Origin of the sequence: Millionella massiliensis, assembly GCF_900104655.1 — a bacterium.
Classification (GTDB): Bacteria; Bacteroidota; Bacteroidia; order Bacteroidales; family Rikenellaceae; genus Rikenella; species Rikenella massiliensis.
Genome location: NZ_FNWD01000002.1, coordinates 2,733,014 through 2,756,392 on the forward strand (window position 1 = coordinate 2,733,014; position 23,379 = coordinate 2,756,392).

Genomic DNA, 23,379 nt, shown 5'->3' on the forward strand with positions numbered 1-23,379 from the left:
TCTCTCCCCGTGATGTTTACGCGGTTGTTTATTTCGGATGGTGGATGATTAGAAAATCGTACTTTACCGGTTCTGATAAAACTTTTACGCAAGGGGCCTTGTTGGTCTGAGTATATGTATGTGCAAGGATTCGCACCTCGATAATCGGCGCATTCAAACCGCTCATGTCTCAGCGGTTCGAATGTACCCATCAATACCAAACCGATCCTTCGCTGGTGGTGTCGGCCATGAAGGGCCGTTGTCAGGTATTATCTCAGGGACCGCGAAGCCAGTAAATACCTTCGGCAGGAATATCCTTGAAGCGTGTCCGATAGTTGGGGGCAGATCCCGACTGCGTCGAAACCTTCGCTATTGTGACTTCAGTTTTCAGTTACTGCTCCGCCTCTTCTTTAGGTATGATTCCTTCACTTGTTTCCAGACGCGCAATCGTATTTTTATATAATTCCCACATCTTCGGATTACCGATTGGCGAACCAGCCAGAACTACCCGATTGTTCCGATCCAACAGAAAGACATGAAATATTGTCTCATGGGGCAACTGTGGGTTGCTTCGTTCGAATGAATATGCCGTATCAATGAGTATGGGATGCGTAAATCGCATACTGTACGCAATTTGATCTAACTCCTGAGGTGTTGCATTATCTGCGTTTAGGATGAAGGCGAAACGGGTATGTTTGGCCTGATCATATGCTGTGATCAGTGATTCCCAGGTTAAAAGTTCTTTTAATTTGCAAGGTGTACAGCCCTCTGCATTGTAGTAGATAACCATTCGTGCATAAGTTGTCGTATCGAACGCCGTCCACACGATATCGCGTCCGTCGGCATGAACGACAAAATCGTCTGGCAACGTCACCGATGAGCCGATCCACTGTTGCAGTGTGTCTGTACCGGATCGTCTCGCTCCGCATGCGTATAGCAGTACAATCGCGACAGCGGGGAAAAGAGAACGATAAATATAGCCCATAAATCTAATTCTCATGATGATTCGGGTCTGCTACATTAAACACAACAAGGATGGGATTCTGATATTCGGAATTGGCAGACATCAATGAATCTAATGTCGAGCTATGGGAAATGTGTCCTTTCTCAATATCTTCATTTGCATACAATGGATCGACTTGCATCGCGATACGTCGATGCTGGTAAGCCAGAGGCACATATCCCCACGGATTGATTGTCAAACCTTCGCAAACCGGGATATCCTGTATCCGACGAACTTCACCGTCGGTCAAATCGACCAAAAGATAATTTCCACCGGTCCCCACCATCAACTGCTGACCGATCTGACACGGTCGGGCCGCATGGAAAACCTTATTTTCCTTACGTGCATTCATGATGACCTCGACATCGTTGATTCCGTCAGTATAACTCTCTGGTATATTTCCGTTGCCAAAATCAAACTCGAAAACAGGTTCCGGGCCGTTGTTCTGCGGATCAATCCGGTAAACCCGGTTGTCGAACGGGCGGCTGATCCAAATGATTCCGCTGTCGGCGACGCTTTGATAAGCACCACCGGCTATCGATGCCGGACAATTTTCACGTGGCAGATACGGTGTATCCAGACCGCTGTCAATACGCCTTACCGTATACCCCGACTCACCCCGATTGCACGATGATACACCGTAAATCTTGCCGCCGCTGCACGCAATCCCTTTATTGAAAACAACACTCTCGGTCGGCTCGTCCCGTAAGAAATTGCCGTTCTTATCGAAAAACATCAACCGATGCGGGAGAATCGAACCAAGAACCAGTTCCTCTCCGTTCAAGCCTATCCCTCCAAGCTGGACATACTCATGCGGGCCTTTCCCCTGCGCTCCCACCGGGCATATCAATTGCCCAAGCGTGTCGAACAAGTAAACTTTTTCCTGTTTCTGATCATAGATGACATAACGGTCTCCCCAATCCAAAATCTGTTCGATTTGACCCAACAAAACGCCACGTAAAACGACATAAGAGGGATCGGTAAATATCTGCCCTGCTTCCTCTTCAGACAGGGCAGCCATGTCCAAATCGACACGGACAACCGGCACAACAGGCTCTTCCGTCTGTTTCGTGCCACAAGAGGCCACACCAATGACGCAGACTGCGACGATCGCAATTCGTAAAAAAAATGTCTTCATCATACTATGTATTTTAAGGAGACAGGGACAAAATCCCTGTCTCCTTGTCGTTAACAACATATAAGCGTACCGTCACCGCTACACTCACAATAAATTGTTAAAGAACCATCCTGGTGCTCTTCAGTAATCTTTTCCACCGTCTGATAACCTGTGCTTTCTTCAACTTTTGCCATGGCCTCGATGTTGGCCAGCAGCATGTCGGAATTACTCCCGTCTTGTGGCTGTAAGTGAGACATCCACACGCCTCCACCTAACAGAATTGTTCCTGATACTACAAACAGGAGTATTTTGATTTTGCTTTTATAATGTTAAATTTTTTAAAATAATTAATTTGTGTTTATCTGGCATCTTCACCAGACTGTTACATCAAATATAGTATAAAGCTGAATAATAAACAACAAAAAGAAATAAAAATATTTTTTATTTCTTTTTGTTGTGCATCTATAGACAAGATAATGCAAATAATCGACTTAGTGCAGTTTTTTCCCGTATCGGGACCATTGGCGTTCGCCGGTCACCGGATCATGCGAGTCCCATATCCGCGTTGCCACGCCGACAATGTAGTTCTCCGGGACAAAACCGAAATACCGCGAATCGAACGACGACAGCGCGTTGTCACCCGCTACGAAGTAATAGTTCTCCCGGAAGCGGTAGTGTGTAACCGGATGTCCGTCAATTCGGAACACACCCGTCGAATCGGTTGTCACGGAGCAGCCGGTCTCGCGTTGTATGATCGGGCGGTAGAGCCAGTACGACACGCTGTCCAGCCGTACCGTCGCACCACTGCGCGGCACATAGACCGGCCCGAAATCGCGGATGGTCCACTGAGGTATGCACCAGGGGTAGATCCGGTTTGGATTAGACCGTACATCGTTGTCGGACAGTCGTGCGATCATTCGCTGCGCGGGCAGGTATCCGACCGTGTCGCTGCGTCCCGCAATGCGGTAGAAGCCGCCTGCTACCGACAGGGTATCGCCCGGCAGTCCCACAATCCGTTTTACGAAAGCCTGGTTGATCCGGAACCAAATACCCTGTTCGCCGATGTTGGGAAAGTTGAACACCACGATGTCGTTGTGTTTCAGATTGCGCCATCCCGGCATTCGGAACACCCGCGGTTCCGAGGTGTCGGCGATGAAATCGGTCGATCGATAGATTCGTGCCCCGAAAATAAGCTTGTTGACCATGATCCGGTCACCCGGCCGGATGGTAGGGTACATCGACTCGGTGGGCACCGGGTAGCGATCCCATACAAAAATCCATAACACGTATTTCAGGACAATAAGTGTTATGAATACAAGGATAAGACGAAAAATCCACGTTAGAATTCTGTCGATTTTATGCTGATCCATCATGAAGATGCTTGCTTTTAACCGAAATGTCCGGTATCTTTAACAATCAAAATTATGAAAAAAACTTCGCAAAAAGATATTTTCGACTGGATAATTGCAGGGTGTGCTTCGGCTGTCCTGTACGTGATCCCCGTCGTGTCGCAAACGCTGCAAAACGGCCTGGTGACCGCCAAATACTTCACGCTGTTGCTCTGCATGCTTCCTTTTGCAGTTGCCGTAACGCTCTATCTGTTAATCCGAAGAAATAGGTTCCGGCAGGTCCGACTGACCTGGATCGACGGCATCGCCGTGGGCGGAACCATTTATTACACCCTGAACGTCTGTCTGACAGGTAACGGCGATCCGATGCGCCTGATCTTTGCCGGCATGATGCTCGTTTGGTACTGGGGTTTGAGAATGCTCTTTACGTCGGAACGGATTTTTCACATCCTCCGCCTGCTTTTTCTGTGTGTGGCAGGCTATGAAGCATTGCTCGGCATTATACAATGCTATGGGGGAGCTGCTTCGCATCATTCGCTGTATGCCGCCACGGGAAGTTTTTACAACCCCGGACCATTCGGTGGTTTTCTGGCTCTTTTTGCCCCCGTTGCCCTTTACGGAATGCTCGCCCGCGACAAACGACATGTCGTCGAACGGTGGGTTGCGACCGGCGTCTTTTTCCTGATACTTGTCGTACTTCCGGTCACCATGAGCCGCACGGCCTGGGCCGCAGCGCTCGTCGGCTGCGCCGCCACGCTGGTCCACTGCTATGCCGAACCTCTCAAACAGTGGGTCGTCCGACATCGGACTGTCTGCATCGCGGCAGGGATAGCGGCCGGAATCGTTCTTCTGGTCGGTTGCGTGGCGGCGTGGCATTTGAAACGCGATTCGGCCGACGGACGGATGCTGATCTGGAAAACCACGGCCGGAATAATCGGACGTTATCCGCTGACCGGCTGCGGTTTTGGCCATTTCGGAGGCGCATACGGACAGCAGCAGGCCGAACGGTTCGCACACAACGGCTTTTCCGGCCGTGAGGTGCACGTTGCGGGGGCTCCCGAAGATGCTTTCAACGAGTACCTGCAAATCACGGCCGAAGGAGGAATAATCGGGGGGGGACTGTTTGTATCGGCCGCAGGCGCGGGAGTGTGGGGACTGTGGCGCCGGCGCGCAGTTACCGGAGGGCTCTGCTTCGGAGCTCTCGCTCTCCTGATTTTCGCATGTGCTTCGTACCCTTTTTCGCTGGCCGAATTTATCCTGACGAGCCTCTTCTTACTGGCTGCCGCGGCTCCTGCGGCACGCGGCATCACTCTTCCCGGTCGCCTGCTGTGGGTGGTCTGGACGCTTGCCGCATGGCCTGCGGTATACCTGTGCTGGCGCCACGAACTTCCCCGTGCCGAAGCCTATCGGGCCTGGCGGACGGATCACGTCATGTACGACATGAAACTTTACGAACAGGTTGCCCAAAGCGCTGCAGCGCAATATATCTATCTCAAGGCCGAACCCCGTTTCCTGTACGAATATGGCCACGCGCTGCATTTCACGGGCGAATACGCACGGAGCAATGCACTGTTGTCGGAAGGGGCTGCACAAAGCGCCGATCCGATGTTTTGGAATGTAATGGGCAATAATTACAAGGCCATGGGTGAGTCTGCCGAGGCCGAACGTTGCTATCGGCAGGCTTACAATATCCTTCCGAATCGGCTTTATCCGCTCTATCTGCTGGCACGGCTTTACCGCGATACGGACCAGCGGGACAAGTGTCTTTCGATGTGTGACCGGATTCTGAAATTTCAGGAAAAAATTACCTCTCCGGCCACGGCTGAGATCAAGCGCAACGTGTCGCAATGGCAAATCGAGATGACCGCTCCGGCTGGTTCTGAAAAAAACCGAAGCGAACAATAGTCTCGTTTCATGTTTTGTTTTGCAGGTTACAGTCGGTGGGGGTGTCTTACTCCGAAGATTTATTTTCCTGTATGAATTTTTCAGTAGCTTTCTTTCCCCATCCGTTATATTCGATGTCGATATTACGGATATTCACTCCGACTTTCGTCCCGTTTTTATATTGGAAATCATACTGGATCGATGTGGGAGCATACATGGCAGGCATTTTAAAAGCCTTTTTTTCGGTCGTTCTTATGGTTGCTCGATCATGGGTTACCGATCCGTCGTTCAGGTCTGCAATGTTAACCTCTATCTCTTTCACCTCTCTTGTCTCCTGATCTGCTTTCAGCAATATCTGGTAACTGATTCCGGGCTGAATCTCGGCATAGCTGATACGGAATATCCGATTGCCATCCTGTTTCCCAAGGTATCCGAATGAGGGTTTCCATGTCCCTGCCGCCGGCTGGGAGGCAACGTACAATGCGGTATGCAGGCTTGTTAAGGCATAGGTCAAGTCTGATTTGAGGTACCATGAAAGACCGGTGGTGTCGCTCGAAGTGATGATTTTACGGGGTATTTTAGTCTCAAATCCCATGATGTATGGGAATTTAATCTTTCCGATGACGGGATATTTCTTGCCATCCGGAGTTTTTATTTGCATATTAAAATCAGCAGTCCAAAGACTCATATAGTAATAGGCGCGCCGCTGTTCCACGTTTTTGCGGTATAGTTTTTCGATGTCGGCTTTGACAACGACTTCGTCGGTCACCAGAGCATTGTATTTCTCAGGCAGTACAAAAGCATACTCCCCGACCTGTTGCAGTGTTTTGTCGTACACGATGCGCTGGGTTTCGGTACCAACATACGACACCGAAACGGTATCCCCGATCTTGAGTTTCTCCTCAGGCACCTGCGCAAAGCCCAACGTATCGGTCACGGCTACTGTCCGTCCATTCACGTAAACGTAGGCATACCACAGCGCCTCATTGGTATTGCTGCGAACACTCAACTTTAACGGGGAAGCCTGAACAGAGCAAAATCCAATCAATCCGATTAAAAATAATATCTTCTTCATCGAGTAAGGTGAAATCCCATGACTCTAAAGTTGGTTGGAGAATGATTATAGGTAAAGATTTAGTCTATCCAAGTTATCGTCACGGTGCAATGTTTGCCTTCGCTCGCTGGGTAGTATCTGTCCTGGTTTGGGCGTGGCACCCGGCCCAAACTGTGCCGAGTGCCGCACCAAACAGTAGCAGGAGTATCTTTGTTTTCTTCATGGGGGAGAATCGGTAAGGGGACTTATTCGTTATGGAGTGCTTCGGCGGGACTGACGCGGGATACCTTCCATGCGGGGTACCAGGCGCTGAAGACCGAGAAGAGCAGCATCACGGCGAGTGTGGCCCCGACTCCGATAACCACCACCCCGTCCCATGAATAGATGAAACCGGCCAACACCAGCCCCGGTATCGCAGCCAGCAGGGTCAGCACAACGCTTTCGGTCATGACCATCCCCACGAGTCGGTTTTTGGTTGCGCCGATGGCACGCCGCAGGGCGAACTCTTCCAGTCGTTTCCTGGAGTAGAGCCAGAACAGACCGAAAGTCCCGATAAATCCGAAAATCAGGAAAAAACCAGTCGGTACGGAGCGGAAAATCAGGCCTAATGTGGTTGTAATTAGCATGTTGTTTTTTTGCTTATCCAAATCTCCCATGGAAGGTTCCACATTGGGCAGGGTAATATTTTTGTGAAATTCCTGGATATAATCCTTGAAAAACTCATCTTGCATATTGGGCTTCAGTCGGGCCCCGTATTCCATGTACCGGGACATTTGCATAGTGAGTGGTCCGGATATGATGATTGTTGGAGCAGATTCGTCGAACGGCGCGATTTTCTTCCCTTCGATCAAGCCAACAGCAGTAAAAGGTTTGGAAAACAGCTGGATCTTACGTCCAACAGTCTGTTGCCACCCTACAGCATCAGCCAGCTGGCGGGTGATTACACTGGGATAACTTCCGTCGGGGAGCATTTTATCGGTCAGCCATTCACCTTCGATGAGTTTGGGGCGGAGCACCTGCCACCCGAATTGGTCCGAGCCACAGATTTCGACCTCGACTTTGCGTTGGTCTATGGTAATGGAGTCTTTGCCGTAAAGTTCGCGCAGGTATGGTAAAAAACCATAACTTTCAGAAATGGCGGCTACATAGGGTTTTTCACGTAAATTATGAATGACATTCTGCATCTGTTTGCCCATTTCGTCATATTGGGACTGGGAACTGGGGCGATCTTGACGGAACATATATCCGAAATATACCGTGTGATCGGTTTGCAACAATCCCGGCGAATAATACTGGACACCTTTTTGAGCGACCGATACCATGCAAAGCATCAGGATGATGAAGATCAGTAATTGTTCGACAAAAATACCTGCAAAGTATTTTCGCTGACTCCATAGCATTTTGAAAATGTGCTGAATCATGACTTGGCCCCTCCTTTAAGCGTATAGGCAATATTCTGGCGAGAAATTTTGTAGGCTGGAATACCTCCGGACAGAAGACTGAAGAGCATGCAAAGGGGAAGAATCTCGTACAGAATGATCCAGTAATTCATACTCCCCAGGAGCGTCACTCCTTCGACCGACATTGCACTGAGGATTTTGGTTTCGAAGAGCGAGATGGTGGGATAAACCAAAATCCAGCCAAGAATCATGCCGAGTATGACCAATAGAAAATGTTCGGATATTTTTTGGACAAATATGGACTTCTGGGAAGCTCCCAGAGCCCGGCGGATGGCGATTTCCGTAGCCTGGGTATTGGCATTTGCCACACTCAGACTCACGATATTGATGGCCGGAATGATCAGGAGCAGCAAAATGACCAATCCGGTTCCGTAGGTTATTGCGCGATCTCCGAATCTGACCATTTGTTCCTCTTTCAACGTCCTAATCTGGAGAGAATCCGGGTCCACGTTCGTCTCCGCCAGTTCGAAATAGTACTGAAGTGCGCGTGTTACGTTCTGTTTCATGACTGATGTCAGCATTTGTTCAGGAAACAGGTACAGGACGGTATAGCTGGTGACTCCCGATGGTACGTATTTATTGTATTTGTATGGAACCCACATACTTGAAAAGTCGTTGGCGAAAAATGAACAATCAGCCACGACTCCGACGATTTGATAGGTGTTGCCTTGAAATTCCACATTTTGTCCGACGGCCGTTTGGGCTCCGAAGCAGGCACGCGCATAGCTTTCCTTGATTACAGCAACGGGTGTGGCTGCTGCATAGTCTTCCTGGGTGAAGGGGCGACCGTCGATAAATTCGAAGTTATAGACCTGCCAGTAATTGGAATTAATAAAATTAACCAGTCCCGGTTTGATGCGGTCGTTCGCCTGTAGCACTCCGTTTTCTGTATGTGTAATGGCAAAAACCTCATAATCTTTGACCAGGTCGCGCATCTGGAGGATTCCCGGAAGCATCAGACCATCAATCGATTGACCTGATCGGTCCACAAATTTATCGCCAATACGAATGATGCGATGCGAGTTGGAGAGCGGGGGTGTGTCGTTATTGATGATATAGCTCAGCTGGAGTAGGATGATGATGAAGACGAAGGTCAGCGCCGTCCCGAAAATACAGAAAACGGCATAGGCAGTATTGTGCCGGATATTGTAGAGCCCGGTGCGCAGATAGCCGGATAGTTGCTTCATAGGATCACACCTTAGGTGAATACAGTATGTTAAGCCGTGAAGGTGGGCGTGGGGGTTACGCCTGTATTTTTCCGTCGGCCATGCGCACGATGCGGGAGGTCTGGGCTGCTATTTTCTCGTCGTGGGTCACCATCACGATGGTGGTTCCGTCGGCGTTGAGCTGCTTGAGGATAGCCATGATTTCGGCCCCCATCTTGGAGTCGAGGTTACCGGTCGGTTCGTCGGCGAGGATCACTTCGGGTGCCCCCATCAGGGCGCGGGCTATGGCCACACGTTGGCACTGGCCGCCAGAGAGCTGGGTGGGAAAATGTTTCATGCGGTGGGCCAGGTCGACCTTGGCGAGCACCTCTTCGGCCCGTTTGCGCATTTGTGCGGAACTCATCTCCCGTGGGCGGTAGAGCATGGGCAGCAGCACGTTGTCCAGCACGTTCAGAGCCGGAATCAGGTGGAAGCTCTGGAAGATGAATCCGAGTTTCCGGTTGCGCAGGGCGGCGAGTTGTTTGTCGGTCAAGCCGGCGCTGTTGACGCCGTCGATGGTCAGCGAGCCGGATGTGGGTTCGTCGAGCAGCCCCATGATGTTGAGCATGGTGGATTTGCCGCATCCGGAGGGCCCCATGATGGAGACGAACTCTCCCTTTTCGATGGTCAGGCTTACGCCGTCGAGTGCTTTGGTTTGTACTTCGTTGGTATAGAATGTTTTGCAGATGTTTTCAAGGGTAATCATGGCGTGTGTGGGTTTTTGCAGGAGGGGTTGTCTGGGGCAGGATGGTTGCCGTGCGGCTAGCTGCGGGCGAGGACAGGTCCTCCGGATGGAGAATAATTTAGGAATGTTTATATACGATTGTAAAGCAAGTTACAAAAAACAATCGGATTTGAGCGGGTGAAAATAGCCCGTCGTTATTGTTCTGCTGGATTTCCGACGGGCTATGGGGTGTATCCCGGGGAGCTTCGAAAAGATGGTGTTTATTCTTGTCGGAGCACTTCGGCGGGATTGATGCTGGCGATTTTCCGGGCGGGATAATAGGAACTGATCAATGAGAACAGGAGCATGATGGCCAGTGCCACGGCGGTTGCCAGGATATGGTCGAGCGTGACGGCGAAGATGAACAGCGAGAGGATGAGCCCGGGAACCGAAGCGACCAGGGTCAGCAGCAGGCTTTGAAGGATCATCATCTGCATCTGTTGCCGTTTGGATGCACCGATGGCGCGGTGAAGTCCGAATTCGGGCGTGCGTTTCTTGACATGCAGCATGAGCAGCCCCAGGGTGCCGATGAAGGCGAAGATCAGTAGGAAAATGGTCGGAATGGCCAGCATCTTCAGCCGGGAGGTGACCGGGAACATGATCTTCGTTTTTAGATTGTCCATGCTGTTGTTGAACACCTCCATGCGGTCGAAGTAGGGCAGCTGGCGTTTGAGCTCGCGATAGCTTGCGCTGCAGAACTCCTGGACGTGTCCGGGTTTAACGCGGGCGCAAAGTTCCCGGTAAGTCTTGTTATTTTGCTCTTCGTAGGGGCCTATCGGTCGAATAATGCAAGGCTCGGGTTTGGCAAAAACATCTTCGGATTTGATTCCGGCGGTGATTCCGGTGATCCGGTAGGTACGATTGCTGTTGCGCATACGTACCGTTGTGCCGATCAGTTCTTGGTCAGTGAGTCCGGTCAGTTCGGCCAACTGCCGCGAGATCACGGCGGGTTGAGTTTCGTCGGATGTTGCGGGCAGCCATTCGCCGCACTCCATTTCGATGCCAAAAACAAGCTGGGCCTCCTGGTCTGCCGTCTTGCTTTGGGCTTCGTAGGTTTTGCCGGCGATGATCACCGAGTCGCGGTAATACATTTCCCGCAGGTAGGGAATCAGCGACGAACTTTCGGATATGCCTTCGACGTAGTCCCACTGGAGCATGCGTTCGAGCGAGGCGTTCAGAGCCTGATTAATCTCGTGACGCACCGGGGTGTATGTCTGCCTGTTCGGAATCATGTAACCGAATTCGACGACATTGTCCGTGTCAAGCAGACCGGGCTCCCGGTATCGTTGATACATGTCGTTGAGCGAGACGACGCAGATCAGCAGGACGATGAAGACCAGCATCTGTTCGAGAATAATCCCGGTAAATCGTCGCCGGTCGTTCCACAGGATGGTCAGCAGGTACTTAATCATGGGAGCCTCCTTTCAGCATGGACGAGATGTTTTTGCGAGTAATCATATAGGCCGGGATTCCGCCCGAAATCAGTGAAAAGACGATGCACAACGGAATGAGCATCAGTATCTGCGGGATGGAGATCGAGTCGGTGAGCAGGGTGGCGCTCAGTCCTTCGGCTCCGCTTTGGAAAAAGAGACGCTCGATCCAGCCGATGGCGGGCCGGGTGCACAGCAGTCCGATCACGAAACCGCTCCCCACCAGGATCAGGTTTTCGACCATCACCAGCGAGAAGATGGATCGTTTGGTGGCTCCGCAGGCGCGTCGCATGGCCAGCTCTTCCATTCGGTTCTGGGTGCTCGACTCGCTCAGGGTGATGATGTTGATGGCCGGGATGAGCAGCAGCAGGAGCAGAACCACGCTCACGCCGATATAGAGGCCGTTGTCGCCGTACTGTTCGATGCGCAGCTCTCGCTGGGTTTTGAGCTGGTCGACCGACATGTCCAGTTCGAAGCCTCGGTTTTTGTAGAAGGTACGCAGGGCGAAGAGCAGGTCTTGTTTGCATGTTTCCAGCGGTACCCCTTCCGGGAACAGGATGTCGATGGTGTAGACCGTTTGGGCGGACGGAAGGAATTTGTTGGTTGTGTAGGGCAGCCAAAGGTATACGGTCTCTTTTGTAGTCGAGAAGAGGGAGTAGTCCCGGATGACGCCCACGATCGTATAGGTATTGCCCTGTACGTCGACCTGTTTGCCGACCACCGATGTGGTGTTGAAGCACTGAAGGGCCAGTTTCTCCGAGATGACGGCCGGTTTGTTGACCTCCTGGGCCTCTTCGTCGTCGAAGGGCCTTCCTTCGATGAATTCGAAATCGTTGATGGTGAAGTAGTCCCGACCGACAAACAGAACCCGGTTGCTGGCCAGTCTTTCCTCGGCCAGGATCGACACTTGTTCGGGATTGGAGATGGCGTATTTTTCGTAATTGCGCAGTCCCTGGAGGAATGTTTTGATGTACGGAGCGGGAACACCGTCCAGATAGCGTCCGTCGGTATCGTAGAATTCATCCGTAAAGCTGATGACCCGGCTGGCATTAGAAAACGGGGGCGTGTCGTTTCGGATGACGGAGGTCAGTTGCAGCACCACGTACATGAACATGCAGGCGAAGGCTGAGACAATGACGCAAAACAGCGAGAACAACTTGTTATGCAGGATGTTGTTCCATGCCAGTTTAAAATAAACGTGTAATTTTTTCATAGGCTTGACAAGGATAGATGGTGAGGGGGCGTGTCCTGTAGTCCTTATATGAAATTCAGTGAAAACAAATATAATATTTTACGTTGATTTTCTGAAGCATTATGGCTTGACTTTCTGAAATATTACAATCTGGGGCGGGGTGTTTCTGCTGACTGGGTGATGGATTTGTTCGGTAAGGATAAGGTAGTGTTGAGAATGGCTTTTGGGTAGGAAAGCAAGCGGAGCGTGCAGAGGTCTGGTACGAGGTGGCCGAGAGGGGGTGTGAATGGTGGCAGTACAAACAGAAAAGAGGTCGAGGAGTTCTCCTCGACCTCTTTTCTGTTGAGCCGCGCAAGAGAGGGTGAACTCTCTATGGGATGATTGCAGAGCGAAATCATTTGATTTTACGCGATTTATTGCAATAAACTGAAGTGATGTTTTAGTGACTTGTCGCCGGTTATTCTCTCGGGCCCTGGCAGTCGGTTACCGTCAGGTTGCCGCGCAAACGGATGTCTTTGCTCGATGAGCCGACCATAAACCGGAACTCGCCGGGTTCGACCGTCCATTTCATGTTGGCATCCAGCAGTTTCAGCATGTCGGGCGTAATGTCGAACACCACCTCTTTCTCTTCGCCCGGCTTGAGGGTAACCTTCTCGAACGCTTTGAGTTGCGTTACGGGCTGGGACAGCGAGGCCAAGACGTCTTTCATGTAAAGCTGTACGACTTCGGCTCCTTCCATGTCTCCGGTGTTTTTCACCTTGAGGCGCAGTTTGGTCGAGCCGTTCTTGCCGATCTCTGCGTCGTCCAGCTTGAAGTCCGAGTATTCGAAAGTGGTGTAGCTCAGTCCGTAGCCGAACGGATACATGGGCTGTCCGCTCAGGTTGTTGTAGTTGTCGCCGCGTCCGGTCGGCTTGTGGTTGTACACCAGCGGAAGCTGGCCTTCGTGGAGCGGGAAGGTGATCGGCAGTTTGCCCGACGGTGCGTATTTGCCGGTCAGCACTTCAGCCACGGCGTAGCCACCCTCGTCGCCCGGATACCAGATGTCCATCACGGCATCCACGTTGTCGATCCAGTTGTCCATCGTGACGGCGCTGCCGCCGACAATCAGCACGACCACGGGCTTGCCGGTGGCTGCCACGGCATTGACCATCTCTTCCTGCTTGCCCTGCAGCGACAGTTTGGCACGGTCGCTGAACTCGCCCTCCTGGATGCCGACGGTCACGATGGCGATGTCGGAGGCCTTGGCTGCCGCTACGGCTTCCTGAATCCGTTTCTCCCACGACTGGTCGACGCCTACGTTCCATACCAGACTGAAGGTGGCGTTACCGGCCGTTTCGTAGTATTCTACCTTGATGTCGTACTCTTTGTCCTTGACGAAGTTGAAGGGTGCGGTGTGGGTGCCGAAAGAGACTTTGCGCCAGTTGTCGACCAGCAGTTTGCCGTCGATCCAGATGCGGTAGCCGTCGTTGCCGGTGGCTCCGAGTTCGTAGCGTCCCGAGACGGGGGATTTGATCTTGCCGGTCCACCGGATCGAATAGCTGTCGTAGGGAATGAGCTCGGCGCTGGGGGAGTAGAGCGACCAGTTGAAGCTCAGGCTGTTGTTTTGCTGGGTCATTACCGGCTCGCCTTCGAAATCGGAATTGGCCCAGTATTCGCCTTTCAGACCCTCTTTCTGCTCTCCGTCCACAACCGTCGAGAGGGCCGACGAGGGTACGCCGACATAATCGGAGTGGGCGAGCCCGACCCCTTCGGCATGATTGATCTTGACATTGGCCGGGAGTATCTCCTTCATCCCCTGCAGGATGGTGATCGTGTTGGTTCCCGGTCCGAAATATCCGCCCAGCCGTCCGGCAGCCACGTCGTGGCCGATCAGCGCGACGGATTTGATATCGGGCGAGAGGGGCAGGGTCTTGTTGTTGTTCTTGAGCAGCACGAAGGATTCGCGGGCCATGCGGCGGGCGACTTCGCGGTGTTCCGGCGTGTTGTTCAGGGATTCGGCGGCATCCGCATCGACGTACGGGTTCTCGAACAGTCCCAACTCGAACTTGATGCGAAGCACGCGGGCAACGGCATCGTCGATGCGGGCCGGATCGATCATCTTTTTGTCGAACGCCTCCTTAAAGAGTGGATAGTGGTCGTACGAGGTTTGGAAGATCACGTCCAGTCCGTTTTCGATCCCCATTTTCGTTGACCCGGCGTAATCCTTGGAGGTCATGTGCAGTGCGTTGCTGCCGCCGAGCGCGCAGGCATCGGTAATCACGAAGCCTCGGAAACCGATCTCTTCTTTCAGGATTTTACGCAGCAGCCAGTCGTTGGCCGAACACATCGATCCGTCGAGCGAGTTGTAGGCGGTCATGACCGAACGGCTCCCTCCGCGCTGAAAGCTCGCTTTGAACGGGGGCAGGGTGTATTCCTTGATGTAGCGTTCGTTCGACGAGATCGGGTAGCTGTCGCGTCCCCCGTCGCCCACGTTGGAGATGAAGTGCTTGGGGGTGGTGATGACGCCTCGTTTCTCAAATTCCGACACGAAGGCGACGGCCATCTCCGACGAGAGGAACGGGTCTTCGCCATAGGTCTCTTCCGTGCGGCCCCAGCGGACGTCGGTTGCCAGGTTGACTACCGGCGAGAGAATATCCCGGATGCCGCGCGATTTGGTCTCCACGGCAATGGCGGCAGAGGCTTCGCGCATCAGATCGGGATTGAACGAGGCGGCCATGCCGATCGATTGTGGAAAGACGACGGCTCCGCGGCTGCATAATCCGTGGAGCGCTTCGTGGAAAATGATCAGCGGTATCCCCAGGCGGGTCTCTTCGACAAAATATTTCTGTATTTCATTGATTTTGGCTGCCATCTCATAGGCGTTGCTTTCGGGACTATATCTTAAGATCTGTCCCGTCGCGCCGTCCCCTTCGGCCGCTCCGATCTGGAAACCGAAGATCCCGTCTTTGTACTTCTCCATATCCTGGCTCAGGTCGCCGGGAATCATGAACAGCTGCCAGAACTTCTCGTCGGGGGTCATCCGCGAGAGCAGATCCTGGGTCCGGACCTCGATCGGCTGCGTGGGGTCTTTATAAAGCGGCTCTTTCTCCTGGGCACGTACGCCGTTCCATGTGAGTGCAAGGGCGCAGGCAAGTGTAAAAAATCTCATTTCGTATGCTATTTTGGGTTATTATCCTGTTGGCTGCGATGCGCGGGCATCATTTATAGTTGTTGTCCGGCACCGTGGTTGTTCGGGTTGGTTGGTGTCCGGTTCTATTGTTGTGTGTGGCGGGACACTGTGTGGTAAACAACAGACTCCCGATTTGGACGCATGCAGGACGTGGCAACGGGATTGTGCGAATCGAACCTGCAGTTCATGTTCTCGGCGGTAAAATCCGGGTTGTCGGTCTTCATAACAATTCCCCAGCACAGGTTCAGTTCTCTTCCTATGCTCCCGGTTAATGTCATGTGCCTGGGCTAATTTATCTGTCCAGGTACATGGAACCTGTATGTGGTGTTACTGTTGTTTTTTGACAGATTCCGTGTGCCTGTATTAGGTAATCGATTCCTTGACGTTGCGGTAGTTGTCGTAGCTATGGAATCTTCAGTTTCTGTCGTTGGGTGTGGTGCTGTTTTAGTCCCGTTGCTTGTAAATCTACTCATATTTTATTGTTCCTCAAAATCTTTCCGGTTTACAGCGGTGGGGTTGTCGAGACTTCAAGAATGACAGTATCAGCTTCGGGAACAGGTGGAGTGTGGCGAAAAAACTTACTCTCGGTTTCCGTTGCTCAAGATTATAGACGTGGCCGATCGAAACGTCGCGAATTGATGCTATCATGGGGGGGGCGTCTCGAGAAGGTGGGGGCTGTGAGGATGTGAAGGGTGTTGGCTTGTCGAGCGATTACTTACGAAGTGTGGATATTCGCCCGAAGACGGGGAGTGCGTTACAAACCCATTACGGGACGGTGCGAAATGCGATCCAGAAAAGGCAGAATTGATAGCGGGAGGCCGAGGCACATACGAGAGGTGCGCGTGCAGATTGTTTGCAGGGGTAAAGAAAAAGGGTTGCGGAGAATTCCGTAACCCTTTGATTTCTAAGTAGCGAGAGAGAGACTTGAACTCTCGACCTCATGATTATGAATCATGCGCTCTAACCAGCTGAGCTACCTCGCCATAATAGATTTTATCTCCCAATTACTCCCCCCTTCTCTCCTTCGCAACCTCCCTCTCAGTCTCTCCGGCGGCCCGGCGAGTGTCTCTCTTGGAAGACGGTGCAAAGGTAGTGAATGATTCCGAATTTCCAAATGTTTGGGGTGCTTTTTTGTGCTTTTTTTGCGGGAAGACGCTGCGCGGACTCGACGCGACGGATCAGTAGGCCATGCGCCAAATCAGGTACCAGGCCGACCGGGCAATGTCTAACATTTTGGGGTAGTTGATCTTATCGGCCGTATCGGTCGGTTTGTTGTAGTCGGGGTGACCGTCCGTATGGTACCAGACAATCGGAATGCCGGCACGAGCAAAAGGCGTGTTGTCGCTGCCGCCGATGGTTCGGTCGCAGGGGCGAAAGTCCGCCTCCAGATTTTCCAGACGACCGACACTGACCGACTGGTCGAACCATGTGCGCAACTGGGGTTCGCTGGCGGTGTAGAAGTAGCGGAACACGCGCGGGCGGCTCTCGTCGTTGTTGCGGCCTACCATGTCGAAGTTGATGTAGTAGTCGATCGAGGCAGTGTCACGACCCAGTGTGGAGACATAGTGTCGTGAGCCGAGCAGACCGCGCTCCTCGCCGTCCCAGAAGGCCAGAATCAGCGTGTGGGCCGGTTGAATGGCGGCAGCCTGTGCTGCACGGGCCAATTCGAGCATGACGACTGTCCCGCTGGCGTTGTCGTCAGCCCCATGGTAGATGGCTCCGTTTTTGGTCCCCTCGTGGTCGAAGTGGGCTCCCACGATCACTTTACGGGTGGTGTCGCGGCCCGGAATGGTGACCAGAATGTTACGCAGCGATTCTCCTTTGCGCCCGGTGAAGGGTTGTTCGGCGATGCGGCCGGCATAACCCATCTGTTCGAGTTCCGAGATCAGGTATTGGGCCGTGATGTGGCCTTCGGAGGAGCCGGCCAGCCGACCCTGCATTACGTCTGAGGCCAAAAAACGCAACGATGCTTCGGCGTTCTGACGCGTGATGGCTTCCAGCCCGTGGCGGAAGGGTTTGGCGGGCTGACGGCGGGGTTCGTGAGCCTGGGAGGTGCCGACCATACCGGCTGCGAGCAGGCAGTAGAGGGCCGGGCGTAGGAATCGGTGGAGCGGACGCAACATCATGGTGTGGTGTAAATCAGAACAGGTATTGGTAGTCGTTCAGGTGGAGGATACGGTTGTCGAGCAGTTCGCTGCGGTCGCGCCAGCTGCCGCCCTGGAGCAGGGCTTCGCGGGTTGCGTTGAACCGCTCTTCGATCGGGAAGACCGGCAGTGCATAGCCTTCGACGATGTGGCGGCGCGAGGGACGGATCGACCGCAGGGTGATATCGTACCGGTTGCGGGGTTTACGTTCGGGTTCCCAACTGAAGCCGGGCAGCCGTTGGCTTTGGCCGGAGGGAATCTTGTTGATGGGGTCGATATACCAGTTCCCCTGTCCTCCCCAGTTGAGACGAACGGGCTCCTGATCTTCGAAATCGATGGTCAGGCTGGCGCAGGTGAGCACCATGAAATCGGTGGGGGGCAGGCTGTCTTCGCCGCGGTAGTAGTAGTTCGAAACGTTGCCGGTCATAATGGCGCGGCTGATCTCGTTGTTGCGGAACCAGGTCTGCAACAGGCGTCCTGTTGCCTGGTTGAAGAGTGTGTCTGCATTTTCGACCTGCTGGGTAACGAAGGGGGTGCCGATAAATTCAGCGTAATCGAGTTCTTCGTTGCGGCTGTACAGGTCGATTCGGTCGGCCGTGAGCTGGTTGGGGCCGTTCCAAATCAGCGGACGGCCGAAAAGGCTGGAGGTGGAATCGACGCTGTATGCGATCATCGAGTCGCAGACGCTCTGCATGTCGCTGCGCCACATGCGAACGTTGTGGCGGGCGCGGATGACGCGTTCCAATGTATCTTTTTTCCCGGTTGCCGGTGTGGTCGGCTGGGCAGCGAGCAGCGTGCTGTCCGGTCCGGTGGGATGCGGAGGTTCTTCGACACCGATCATCGGACGAACCGTCGAACTGTCGTCGACAGGCTGGTCGGGTTCTATCGGGGTTCCGGTTATCGCGACGGGCTGAGGTACGTTTGCTGTCTGTCGGTTCCCAGTCAATGTGTCGGTATTCGGCAGTTGAGCAGCGGGATTTGATCCTTCCGGATGGGGGGCTTGGGACAGGGAGTCTGCCGACGTTACGGTGGCAAGTAGCGTCGTGTCGCCCGTAGGTACAGGAAGTGTTTGCAGGTTAATACTGTCCTGTTGGGCGATGCTGTCTGTCTGTGTCGCTATGGTCGGGGCTGGCTGTTGTACTGCGGGCTGAGGCTTGGGTTTCGATTGGCCGGGGGGATAGCTGTCGAACAGAATGGTGTCGGCGCGGGCAAACGAGGAGTCGGGCTGAATGGTGTCTCGTCGCACGACGGGCGGAATGATCCGGGGCTGCCGTGCAGTAAGCGAGTCGGCTTCGACTTGCCGGGTGGAGTCGGCTGTTGCGGGGGCCAGCTGTGCAGAGTCTGCGGATACGGTTTGCAGGCTGGTACCGGCTGTGATCAGGCTGTCTGGTGCGGGCAGGGTGTCCTGACGGACGACAAGGGTGTCGTACAGGATCAGGGCGGGGTTGTCGGTGAGAAGCCCGTTCTTGAGGGAGTCGTTGTAGTAGCCGTAGTCGCCCAGACCGATGGAACGTTGCGCGGTGTCGAGGATCTGGAGGTTGCTGCGCATGGTGACCTTCCTGATGGCGCTCTCGTAGTTCATGGTGTCGGCCCAGAACTCCTGGTCGGGGGTCATGGCGTACGCGTTGCGGGTGAAGTGGTAGGTCGAGGTGGCACGCACGTAATCGCCGCGCTCGGCGGTCAGGAAGTCCCGCTCTTTGTTCCAGATGTAGGCGCGGGTGAGGAAGGTGACGATTTCGTTGTCGAAGTCGTAGCGTACCGAGTCGGTGCGGATCTTGTAGTCGTCGTTGCGCATGGCGACGTGGCCGACGAAGGTGATGGTCGAGGAGTCACCGCTGAAGATGCCCCGGTCGGACTCCATCAAGTTGTCGCGCTGGGTGATGACGGCCCCTTCGTTGTATTCGCCGATGTTGGTCTGGGTATTGAACTCCATGTAGTTGAATACCCACATGGTAGCGTCGCCGTTGACCACTTTCAGCAGCGGGGAGTAGATCTTGGCGATGCTGGTGTGGCCGTCGTAGCTGGCGCGGTCGCCGTAGATGTAGGTGGAGTCCTTGTTGATCACGACATTACCGAAGCACTCCATGCGGTATTCGTCGTAACGTTTGGCGCTGTCGCACTGAATGTAGGTCCCGTTGTGGTAGAACACGACGCTGTCGATCAGATACAGAATGGTATCCGAAGGCAGTTGGGTCATCAGTTCGCCGTAGTATTGCACGATAGCGGTCTGGGCTTCGGGCTGTGCGGGCGGCGGAGCTGGTGTCGTCTGAATCTGGTCCTGCTGGGGGGGCTGTTGGGCGTGCAGCACGAAGGGCAGCAGGAACAACAGAACGAGGCTCCGGCGGAGAAGTATGCGACGGCGTGGGGTCATAGGGTGTCGGTGACGCGTGTGGGCGTTATTCTTTGAGCCAGTTGTGCTCGAACTTGATGTTGCGGTACTCGGGGGCTACCCAGATGTACATCTTTTTGATGGTCTCGACGAGCCATTTTTCGAGCGCGATGTTTTGTTTGTTCTGGAGGGCGAATTCGGCGATGATTTCGTAGTCTTCGGTCAGGCTGGCGCGGTGCGAGGGAATAATGCGGTTCAGACGCACGATTTTATAGACGGTGCTGCCGGTCGAGAGGTCTATGGCTTCATAGGGAGCCGAAACTTCCCCCTCTTTCAGCTGCGACAGCGGAATGTAGTCCTGCGGGTTGAGGTTGTCCAGCATGAAGCGCGGCGAGGCTTTCTTGGCGTCGAACTCTTGTTTGGCGCGTTGGAGGTCGAACACGATACCGCCGTTCTGGTTGGTCTCTTTGTCCATGGAGTAGAGCGGCACGGCTTTTTCAAAGGCCTCTTTGTCGGTGCCGATGGCTTTGGCCAGACTGTCGAGTAGGTGGATCTCCTTTTCGGTCTCTTCGACGGTGAACTGGGGTTTGAGCAGGATCTGACGGAAATGTACCATGTTGCCTTTCATCGAGATCAGTTCGACGAGGTGGTAGCCGTATTCGGATTCGACGATTTCAGATACTTTTCCGGGCTGGAGGCTTTCGAGGGCTTCGGCAACGGGATAGACCAGCTGGTTGATGTCGCCGGGGCCCCATTCGCCGCCGTTGCGTGACGTACCGGGGTCCATCGAGTAGAGACGTGCCAGGGCACCGAGGCTTTCCCCTTTGAGGATGCGTTCGCGGAATTCGAGCAGACGCTGACGCACTTCGAATTTACGCTCTTCGGTTTCGGGCGGGAAACGGACGATCTGGGCGTAGGTGTACTGGGCGGGAACCATCTCGAGCGAGTCGAGAGGCAGGGTGCTGAAGAATTCGGCCACTTCGGGGTAGGTGACGCTGATCTTGTCCATCACTTTGCTCTGCATGAGGCTAGCCAGCTGCATGTCTTCTGCCTGGTGTTTAAGATCGTCTTTGATCGAGAAGATCTCTTTGCCGAATTTCTTTTCGAGGGCTTTGACCGAACCGACCTCATCGACCATTTGCTGAATCTGTTGTTCGACCTGATCGTCGAGGCTGCCGAGGTCTTTGTCCAGCGAGTCGGCACGAGCCTGCTCGGCGAGCAGCTTCTGGAGCAGCAGGGTTTCGAAGGCCTCTTCACGGGCGGGACGGTTCGAAAGCTGGCCGTATTGCTGGCGCTGGTGGAGTACCTCTTCAGTGGTGCGGTCGATGTCGGACATCAGGATCTGGCTGCTGCCTACGATGGCGGTGACTTCGTCGGCGACGTAGTGGTCGTCGGTGATGGTCGTGCGGACCGTGCTGTCTGAGGTCTGGGCCGAGGCGCTGAGGCCCAGCAGGCTGGTGGCGCAGAGGGTCGCGCCGGTGCGGATCAGGGTGGCTATTCTCATAGGTTGGCTGTGCGTCTGTGTGGATTACTCCTTGCGGGGTTCTATTGTTTGATCTTTATCTCGAATTGTTGATTGTTGCGTGCGGTGGTGTAGAGGCTGTCCTCCAGTTGGGTGAGCAGGCTCTGACGGCGTTTGTTGAGGATGATTTTCCGAATGTTCTCGGTCTCGCGCTCCATCGGCGAGTAGTCGCCGGTCGGACGGAATGCGTCGATCGCCATCATGTATTTGTACTGGTCGTCTTCGACTTCGTAGTAGCTCCGGCTGCGGAGAAATTCGTCGAAGTTGCTTTGTGAGAAGGGTATGTGGCGAATCACGGTACTGAAGTCGGTCCACTCGGTGCTGAAGTCGTCGGTTCGGTACTGGTTCTTCTGGCAGATGTTCTGGAAGTCGTTGCGATCCTCTTCCTTCGTGGAGCGGAACATCTCCTCGAGTTTGCGGCTTTGGCGCAGACCGGCCGGAATGCGGGCGATGCGGGCCTTGACGATCGGACCTGCCAGTCGGAACACGTTGCGATTGGCTTCGTAGTATTCGTTGATTTGTGCCGTGGTGACGGTGGTGTCGAGGCGGTCGTTGAGCCACTCCTGTTCGTATTTGTAGGTGAGCAGGGCGCTGCGGTATTGGGCGACCATCTCTTCGATGTCGTGGCCGTGGCCCGAGATGGCGGCTTCGGCGGCGGCGGTTTTGATCTCTTTGCGTACCCAAGTGTCGACGATCGACTGCAGGGCGGCCAGACTGTCTTCCAGCGGCTGGCCGGGTTCGATCAGACTGGCTATGTCGTTGGCGTAGAGTTCGTGTTCGCCGACGGTGGCGAGCACTTCTCCCTTATCGACGGTATAGAGTTTCAGCTTGTTGCATCCGGTTGCCAGGATCAGTGCGGACAGTAGTACGGCTATGTTCGGTAGGATATGTTTCACTGCGGGTCCTCTTCTTTTCGTATGATGCTAACGAGCAAAAGTAACGATTCTTTTGTGAAACCCCTAATTTTCGATCGATTCGGTGTTTTTCGTCGCACTTTTGCTCTGTCGCCGGCGGATCAGATGCAGGGCACGGAGGGCGCTCAGCACCATCACCACGGCGGCGATGGCGTAGGCCCAGTGCCAGAGTGTGCCGTGGCCGAGGATCTTGTGTTCGAGCGAGCTGGAGGTCCCGAACACCATGTAGAGCAGCGAGGTAAGGCCGTTGTTGACGAAGTGGACGGCAATGGAGCCGTTGAGCGATCCGGTGAGGTAGTAGATCGTGCCGAGAATCACACCGAGACAGCTGGCGTAGAGGATCTGCTGGGGGATGAGGTGGACGGCGCCGAAGATCAGTGCACCGAGCAGGATGCCGGGCACGGGGCCGAGCCGATTGACCAGATTCTTCTGGATGATGCCGCGGAAGAGGAACTCTTCGAGCACCGGTGCGGCGATCACGGCCGTGAACATGGGCCAGAAACCGCCCTGCATGTAGCTGTCGAGCTGTTCGATGTATTGGGCGGGCATCAGTTCGAGCAGCGGGGTCAGCAGAATGCCGGTGGCGAACATCAGGATCACGCCGGCTGCGATCAGCCGGGGGCTGGCGATCCACTTGCTGGGGTGGAACGAGGGAAAGTCGAGTCCCTGATGGCGGCTCAGGAACAGGGCGTAACCGATGGTAATTCCGAAGCTGGCCACGTAGATGACGAAGTTCCAGAAGGTGGGGTCCGAGACGGCTCCCAGCGGGCTGAGCATCAGATGGAACAGCAGGGTGCTGGCAAAGTAGAGCGCTACGATGCTGAGGATCGTGAACCAGAGGCTGCGCAAGATGGGTGATGTCGGGTTTTGTTGCATGGGCGTTTGAAGGGGACTGTCCGGACGC

At 54.0% G+C, this 23,379-nt stretch carries 17 protein-coding genes and 1 tRNA gene; 1 reads left to right on the forward strand and 17 read right to left on the reverse strand.

Going from position 1 to position 23,379, the window contains the following annotated elements; genetic code table 11:
* Positions 1-370: 370 nt before the first annotated feature.
* The 4 genes from BQ5379_RS10390 to lepB form a co-directional block, all read right to left on the reverse strand.
* Positions 371-979 (reverse strand): hypothetical protein, encoded by a 609-nt coding sequence (locus tag BQ5379_RS10390; RefSeq protein ID WP_143039460.1) that lies wholly within the window; start codon positions 977-979, stop codon positions 371-373.
* Positions 969-2,123, reverse strand: coding sequence for a 6-bladed beta-propeller (locus BQ5379_RS10395; protein WP_071135372.1), 1,155 nt, complete (start codon positions 2,121-2,123; stop codon positions 969-971). The genes BQ5379_RS10390 and BQ5379_RS10395 overlap by 11 nt, the downstream gene beginning before the upstream one ends.
* Positions 2,124-2,170: 47 nt before the next feature.
* Entirely contained in the window at positions 2,171-2,413 is a 243-nt protein-coding gene (locus tag BQ5379_RS11165; protein WP_143039483.1) for a hypothetical protein, read from the reverse strand.
* A 177-nt stretch (positions 2,414-2,590) separates the two neighbouring features.
* Complete coding sequence (gene lepB, locus BQ5379_RS10400) at positions 2,591-3,472, reverse strand: signal peptidase I (protein ID WP_071135373.1); 882 nt, start codon at positions 3,470-3,472, stop codon at positions 2,591-2,593.
* 51 nt (positions 3,473-3,523) lie between these two features.
* On the opposite strand from lepB, the gene BQ5379_RS10405 reads away from it, so the two are divergent.
* A complete protein-coding gene (locus BQ5379_RS10405; protein WP_071135374.1) occupies positions 3,524-5,353 on the forward strand; it encodes an O-antigen ligase family protein in 1,830 nt (609 codons plus the stop codon).
* A gap of 46 nt (positions 5,354-5,399) precedes the next feature.
* On the opposite strand, the gene BQ5379_RS10410 is transcribed toward BQ5379_RS10405, so the two are convergent.
* The 13 genes from BQ5379_RS10410 to BQ5379_RS10470 all read right to left on the reverse strand — a co-directional run bounded on the left by BQ5379_RS10410 (position 5,400) and on the right by BQ5379_RS10470 (position 23,324).
* Positions 5,400-6,407 carry a hypothetical protein gene (locus BQ5379_RS10410; RefSeq protein ID WP_071135375.1) on the reverse strand — a complete coding sequence of 336 codons (1,008 nt, stop codon included), beginning with the start codon at positions 6,405-6,407 and terminating at the stop codon, positions 5,400-5,402.
* Between the two features lie 224 nt (positions 6,408-6,631).
* Positions 6,632-7,807 (reverse strand): ABC transporter permease, encoded by a 1,176-nt coding sequence (locus BQ5379_RS10415; protein WP_071135376.1) that lies wholly within the window; start codon positions 7,805-7,807, stop codon positions 6,632-6,634.
* Positions 7,804-9,033 carry an ABC transporter permease gene (locus BQ5379_RS10420; protein WP_071135377.1) on the reverse strand — a complete coding sequence of 410 codons (1,230 nt, stop codon included), beginning with the start codon at positions 9,031-9,033 and terminating at the stop codon, positions 7,804-7,806. Before BQ5379_RS10420 ends, BQ5379_RS10415 begins: the two co-directional genes overlap by 4 nt.
* A gap of 55 nt (positions 9,034-9,088) precedes the next feature.
* Complete coding sequence (locus BQ5379_RS10425) at positions 9,089-9,757, reverse strand: ABC transporter ATP-binding protein (RefSeq protein ID WP_071135378.1); 669 nt, start codon at positions 9,755-9,757, stop codon at positions 9,089-9,091.
* Between the two features lie 239 nt (positions 9,758-9,996).
* Complete coding sequence (locus BQ5379_RS10430; RefSeq protein WP_071135379.1) at positions 9,997-11,187, reverse strand: ABC transporter permease; 1,191 nt, start codon at positions 11,185-11,187, stop codon at positions 9,997-9,999.
* Complete coding sequence (locus BQ5379_RS10435; protein WP_071135380.1) at positions 11,180-12,418, reverse strand: ABC transporter permease; 1,239 nt, start codon at positions 12,416-12,418, stop codon at positions 11,180-11,182. Before BQ5379_RS10435 ends, BQ5379_RS10430 begins: the two co-directional genes overlap by 8 nt.
* A gap of 436 nt (positions 12,419-12,854) precedes the next feature.
* Positions 12,855-15,545, reverse strand: coding sequence for a glycoside hydrolase family 3 protein (locus tag BQ5379_RS10440; RefSeq protein ID WP_071135381.1), 2,691 nt, complete (start codon positions 15,543-15,545; stop codon positions 12,855-12,857).
* 930 nt (positions 15,546-16,475) lie between these two features.
* Positions 16,476-16,549, reverse strand: a tRNA-Met gene (locus BQ5379_RS10445).
* A gap of 195 nt (positions 16,550-16,744) precedes the next feature.
* Entirely contained in the window at positions 16,745-17,692 is a 948-nt protein-coding gene (locus BQ5379_RS10450; RefSeq protein WP_083377714.1) for a M28 family metallopeptidase, read from the reverse strand.
* 13 nt (positions 17,693-17,705) lie between these two features.
* Entirely contained in the window at positions 17,706-20,081 is a 2,376-nt protein-coding gene (locus BQ5379_RS10455; protein ID WP_071135382.1) for an OstA-like protein, read from the reverse strand.
* A gap of 25 nt (positions 20,082-20,106) precedes the next feature.
* Complete coding sequence (locus tag BQ5379_RS10460; protein ID WP_083377715.1) at positions 20,107-21,543, reverse strand: peptidylprolyl isomerase; 1,437 nt, start codon at positions 21,541-21,543, stop codon at positions 20,107-20,109.
* Between the two features lie 41 nt (positions 21,544-21,584).
* Positions 21,585-22,457 (reverse strand): YceB family lipoprotein, encoded by an 873-nt coding sequence (locus BQ5379_RS10465; RefSeq protein WP_071135383.1) that lies wholly within the window; start codon positions 22,455-22,457, stop codon positions 21,585-21,587.
* Between the two features lie 63 nt (positions 22,458-22,520).
* Entirely contained in the window at positions 22,521-23,324 is an 804-nt protein-coding gene (locus BQ5379_RS10470) for a CPBP family intramembrane glutamic endopeptidase (protein ID WP_071135384.1), read from the reverse strand.
* Positions 23,325-23,379 lie beyond the last annotated feature (55 nt).

Coding starts and splice junctions, on each gene's coding strand:
- BQ5379_RS10390 (WP_143039460.1), bottom strand. CDS start 979: ATGAGAATTAGATTTATGGGCTATATTTATCGTTCTCTTTTCCCCGCT.
- BQ5379_RS10395 (WP_071135372.1), bottom strand. CDS start 2,123: ATGATGAAGACATTTTTTTTACGAATTGCGATCGTCGCAGTCTGCGTC.
- lepB (WP_071135373.1), bottom strand. CDS start 3,472: ATGATGGATCAGCATAAAATCGACAGAATTCTAACGTGGATTTTTCGT.
- BQ5379_RS10405 (WP_071135374.1), top strand. CDS start 3,524: ATGAAAAAAACTTCGCAAAAAGATATTTTCGACTGGATAATTGCAGGG.
- BQ5379_RS10410 (WP_071135375.1), bottom strand. CDS start 6,407: ATGAAGAAGATATTATTTTTAATCGGATTGATTGGATTTTGCTCTGTT.
- BQ5379_RS10415 (WP_071135376.1), bottom strand. CDS start 7,807: ATGATTCAGCACATTTTCAAAATGCTATGGAGTCAGCGAAAATACTTT.
- BQ5379_RS10420 (WP_071135377.1), bottom strand. CDS start 9,033: ATGAAGCAACTATCCGGCTATCTGCGCACCGGGCTCTACAATATCCGG.
- BQ5379_RS10425 (WP_071135378.1), bottom strand. CDS start 9,757: ATGATTACCCTTGAAAACATCTGCAAAACATTCTATACCAACGAAGTA.
- BQ5379_RS10430 (WP_071135379.1), bottom strand. CDS start 11,187: ATGATTAAGTACCTGCTGACCATCCTGTGGAACGACCGGCGACGATTT.
- BQ5379_RS10435 (WP_071135380.1), bottom strand. CDS start 12,418: ATGAAAAAATTACACGTTTATTTTAAACTGGCATGGAACAACATCCTG.
- BQ5379_RS10440 (WP_071135381.1), bottom strand. CDS start 15,545: ATGAGATTTTTTACACTTGCCTGCGCCCTTGCACTCACATGGAACGGC.
- BQ5379_RS10450 (WP_083377714.1), bottom strand. CDS start 17,692: ATGATGTTGCGTCCGCTCCACCGATTCCTACGCCCGGCCCTCTACTGC.
- BQ5379_RS10455 (WP_071135382.1), bottom strand. CDS start 20,081: ATGACCCCACGCCGTCGCATACTTCTCCGCCGGAGCCTCGTTCTGTTG.
- BQ5379_RS10460 (WP_083377715.1), bottom strand. CDS start 21,543: ATGAGAATAGCCACCCTGATCCGCACCGGCGCGACCCTCTGCGCCACC.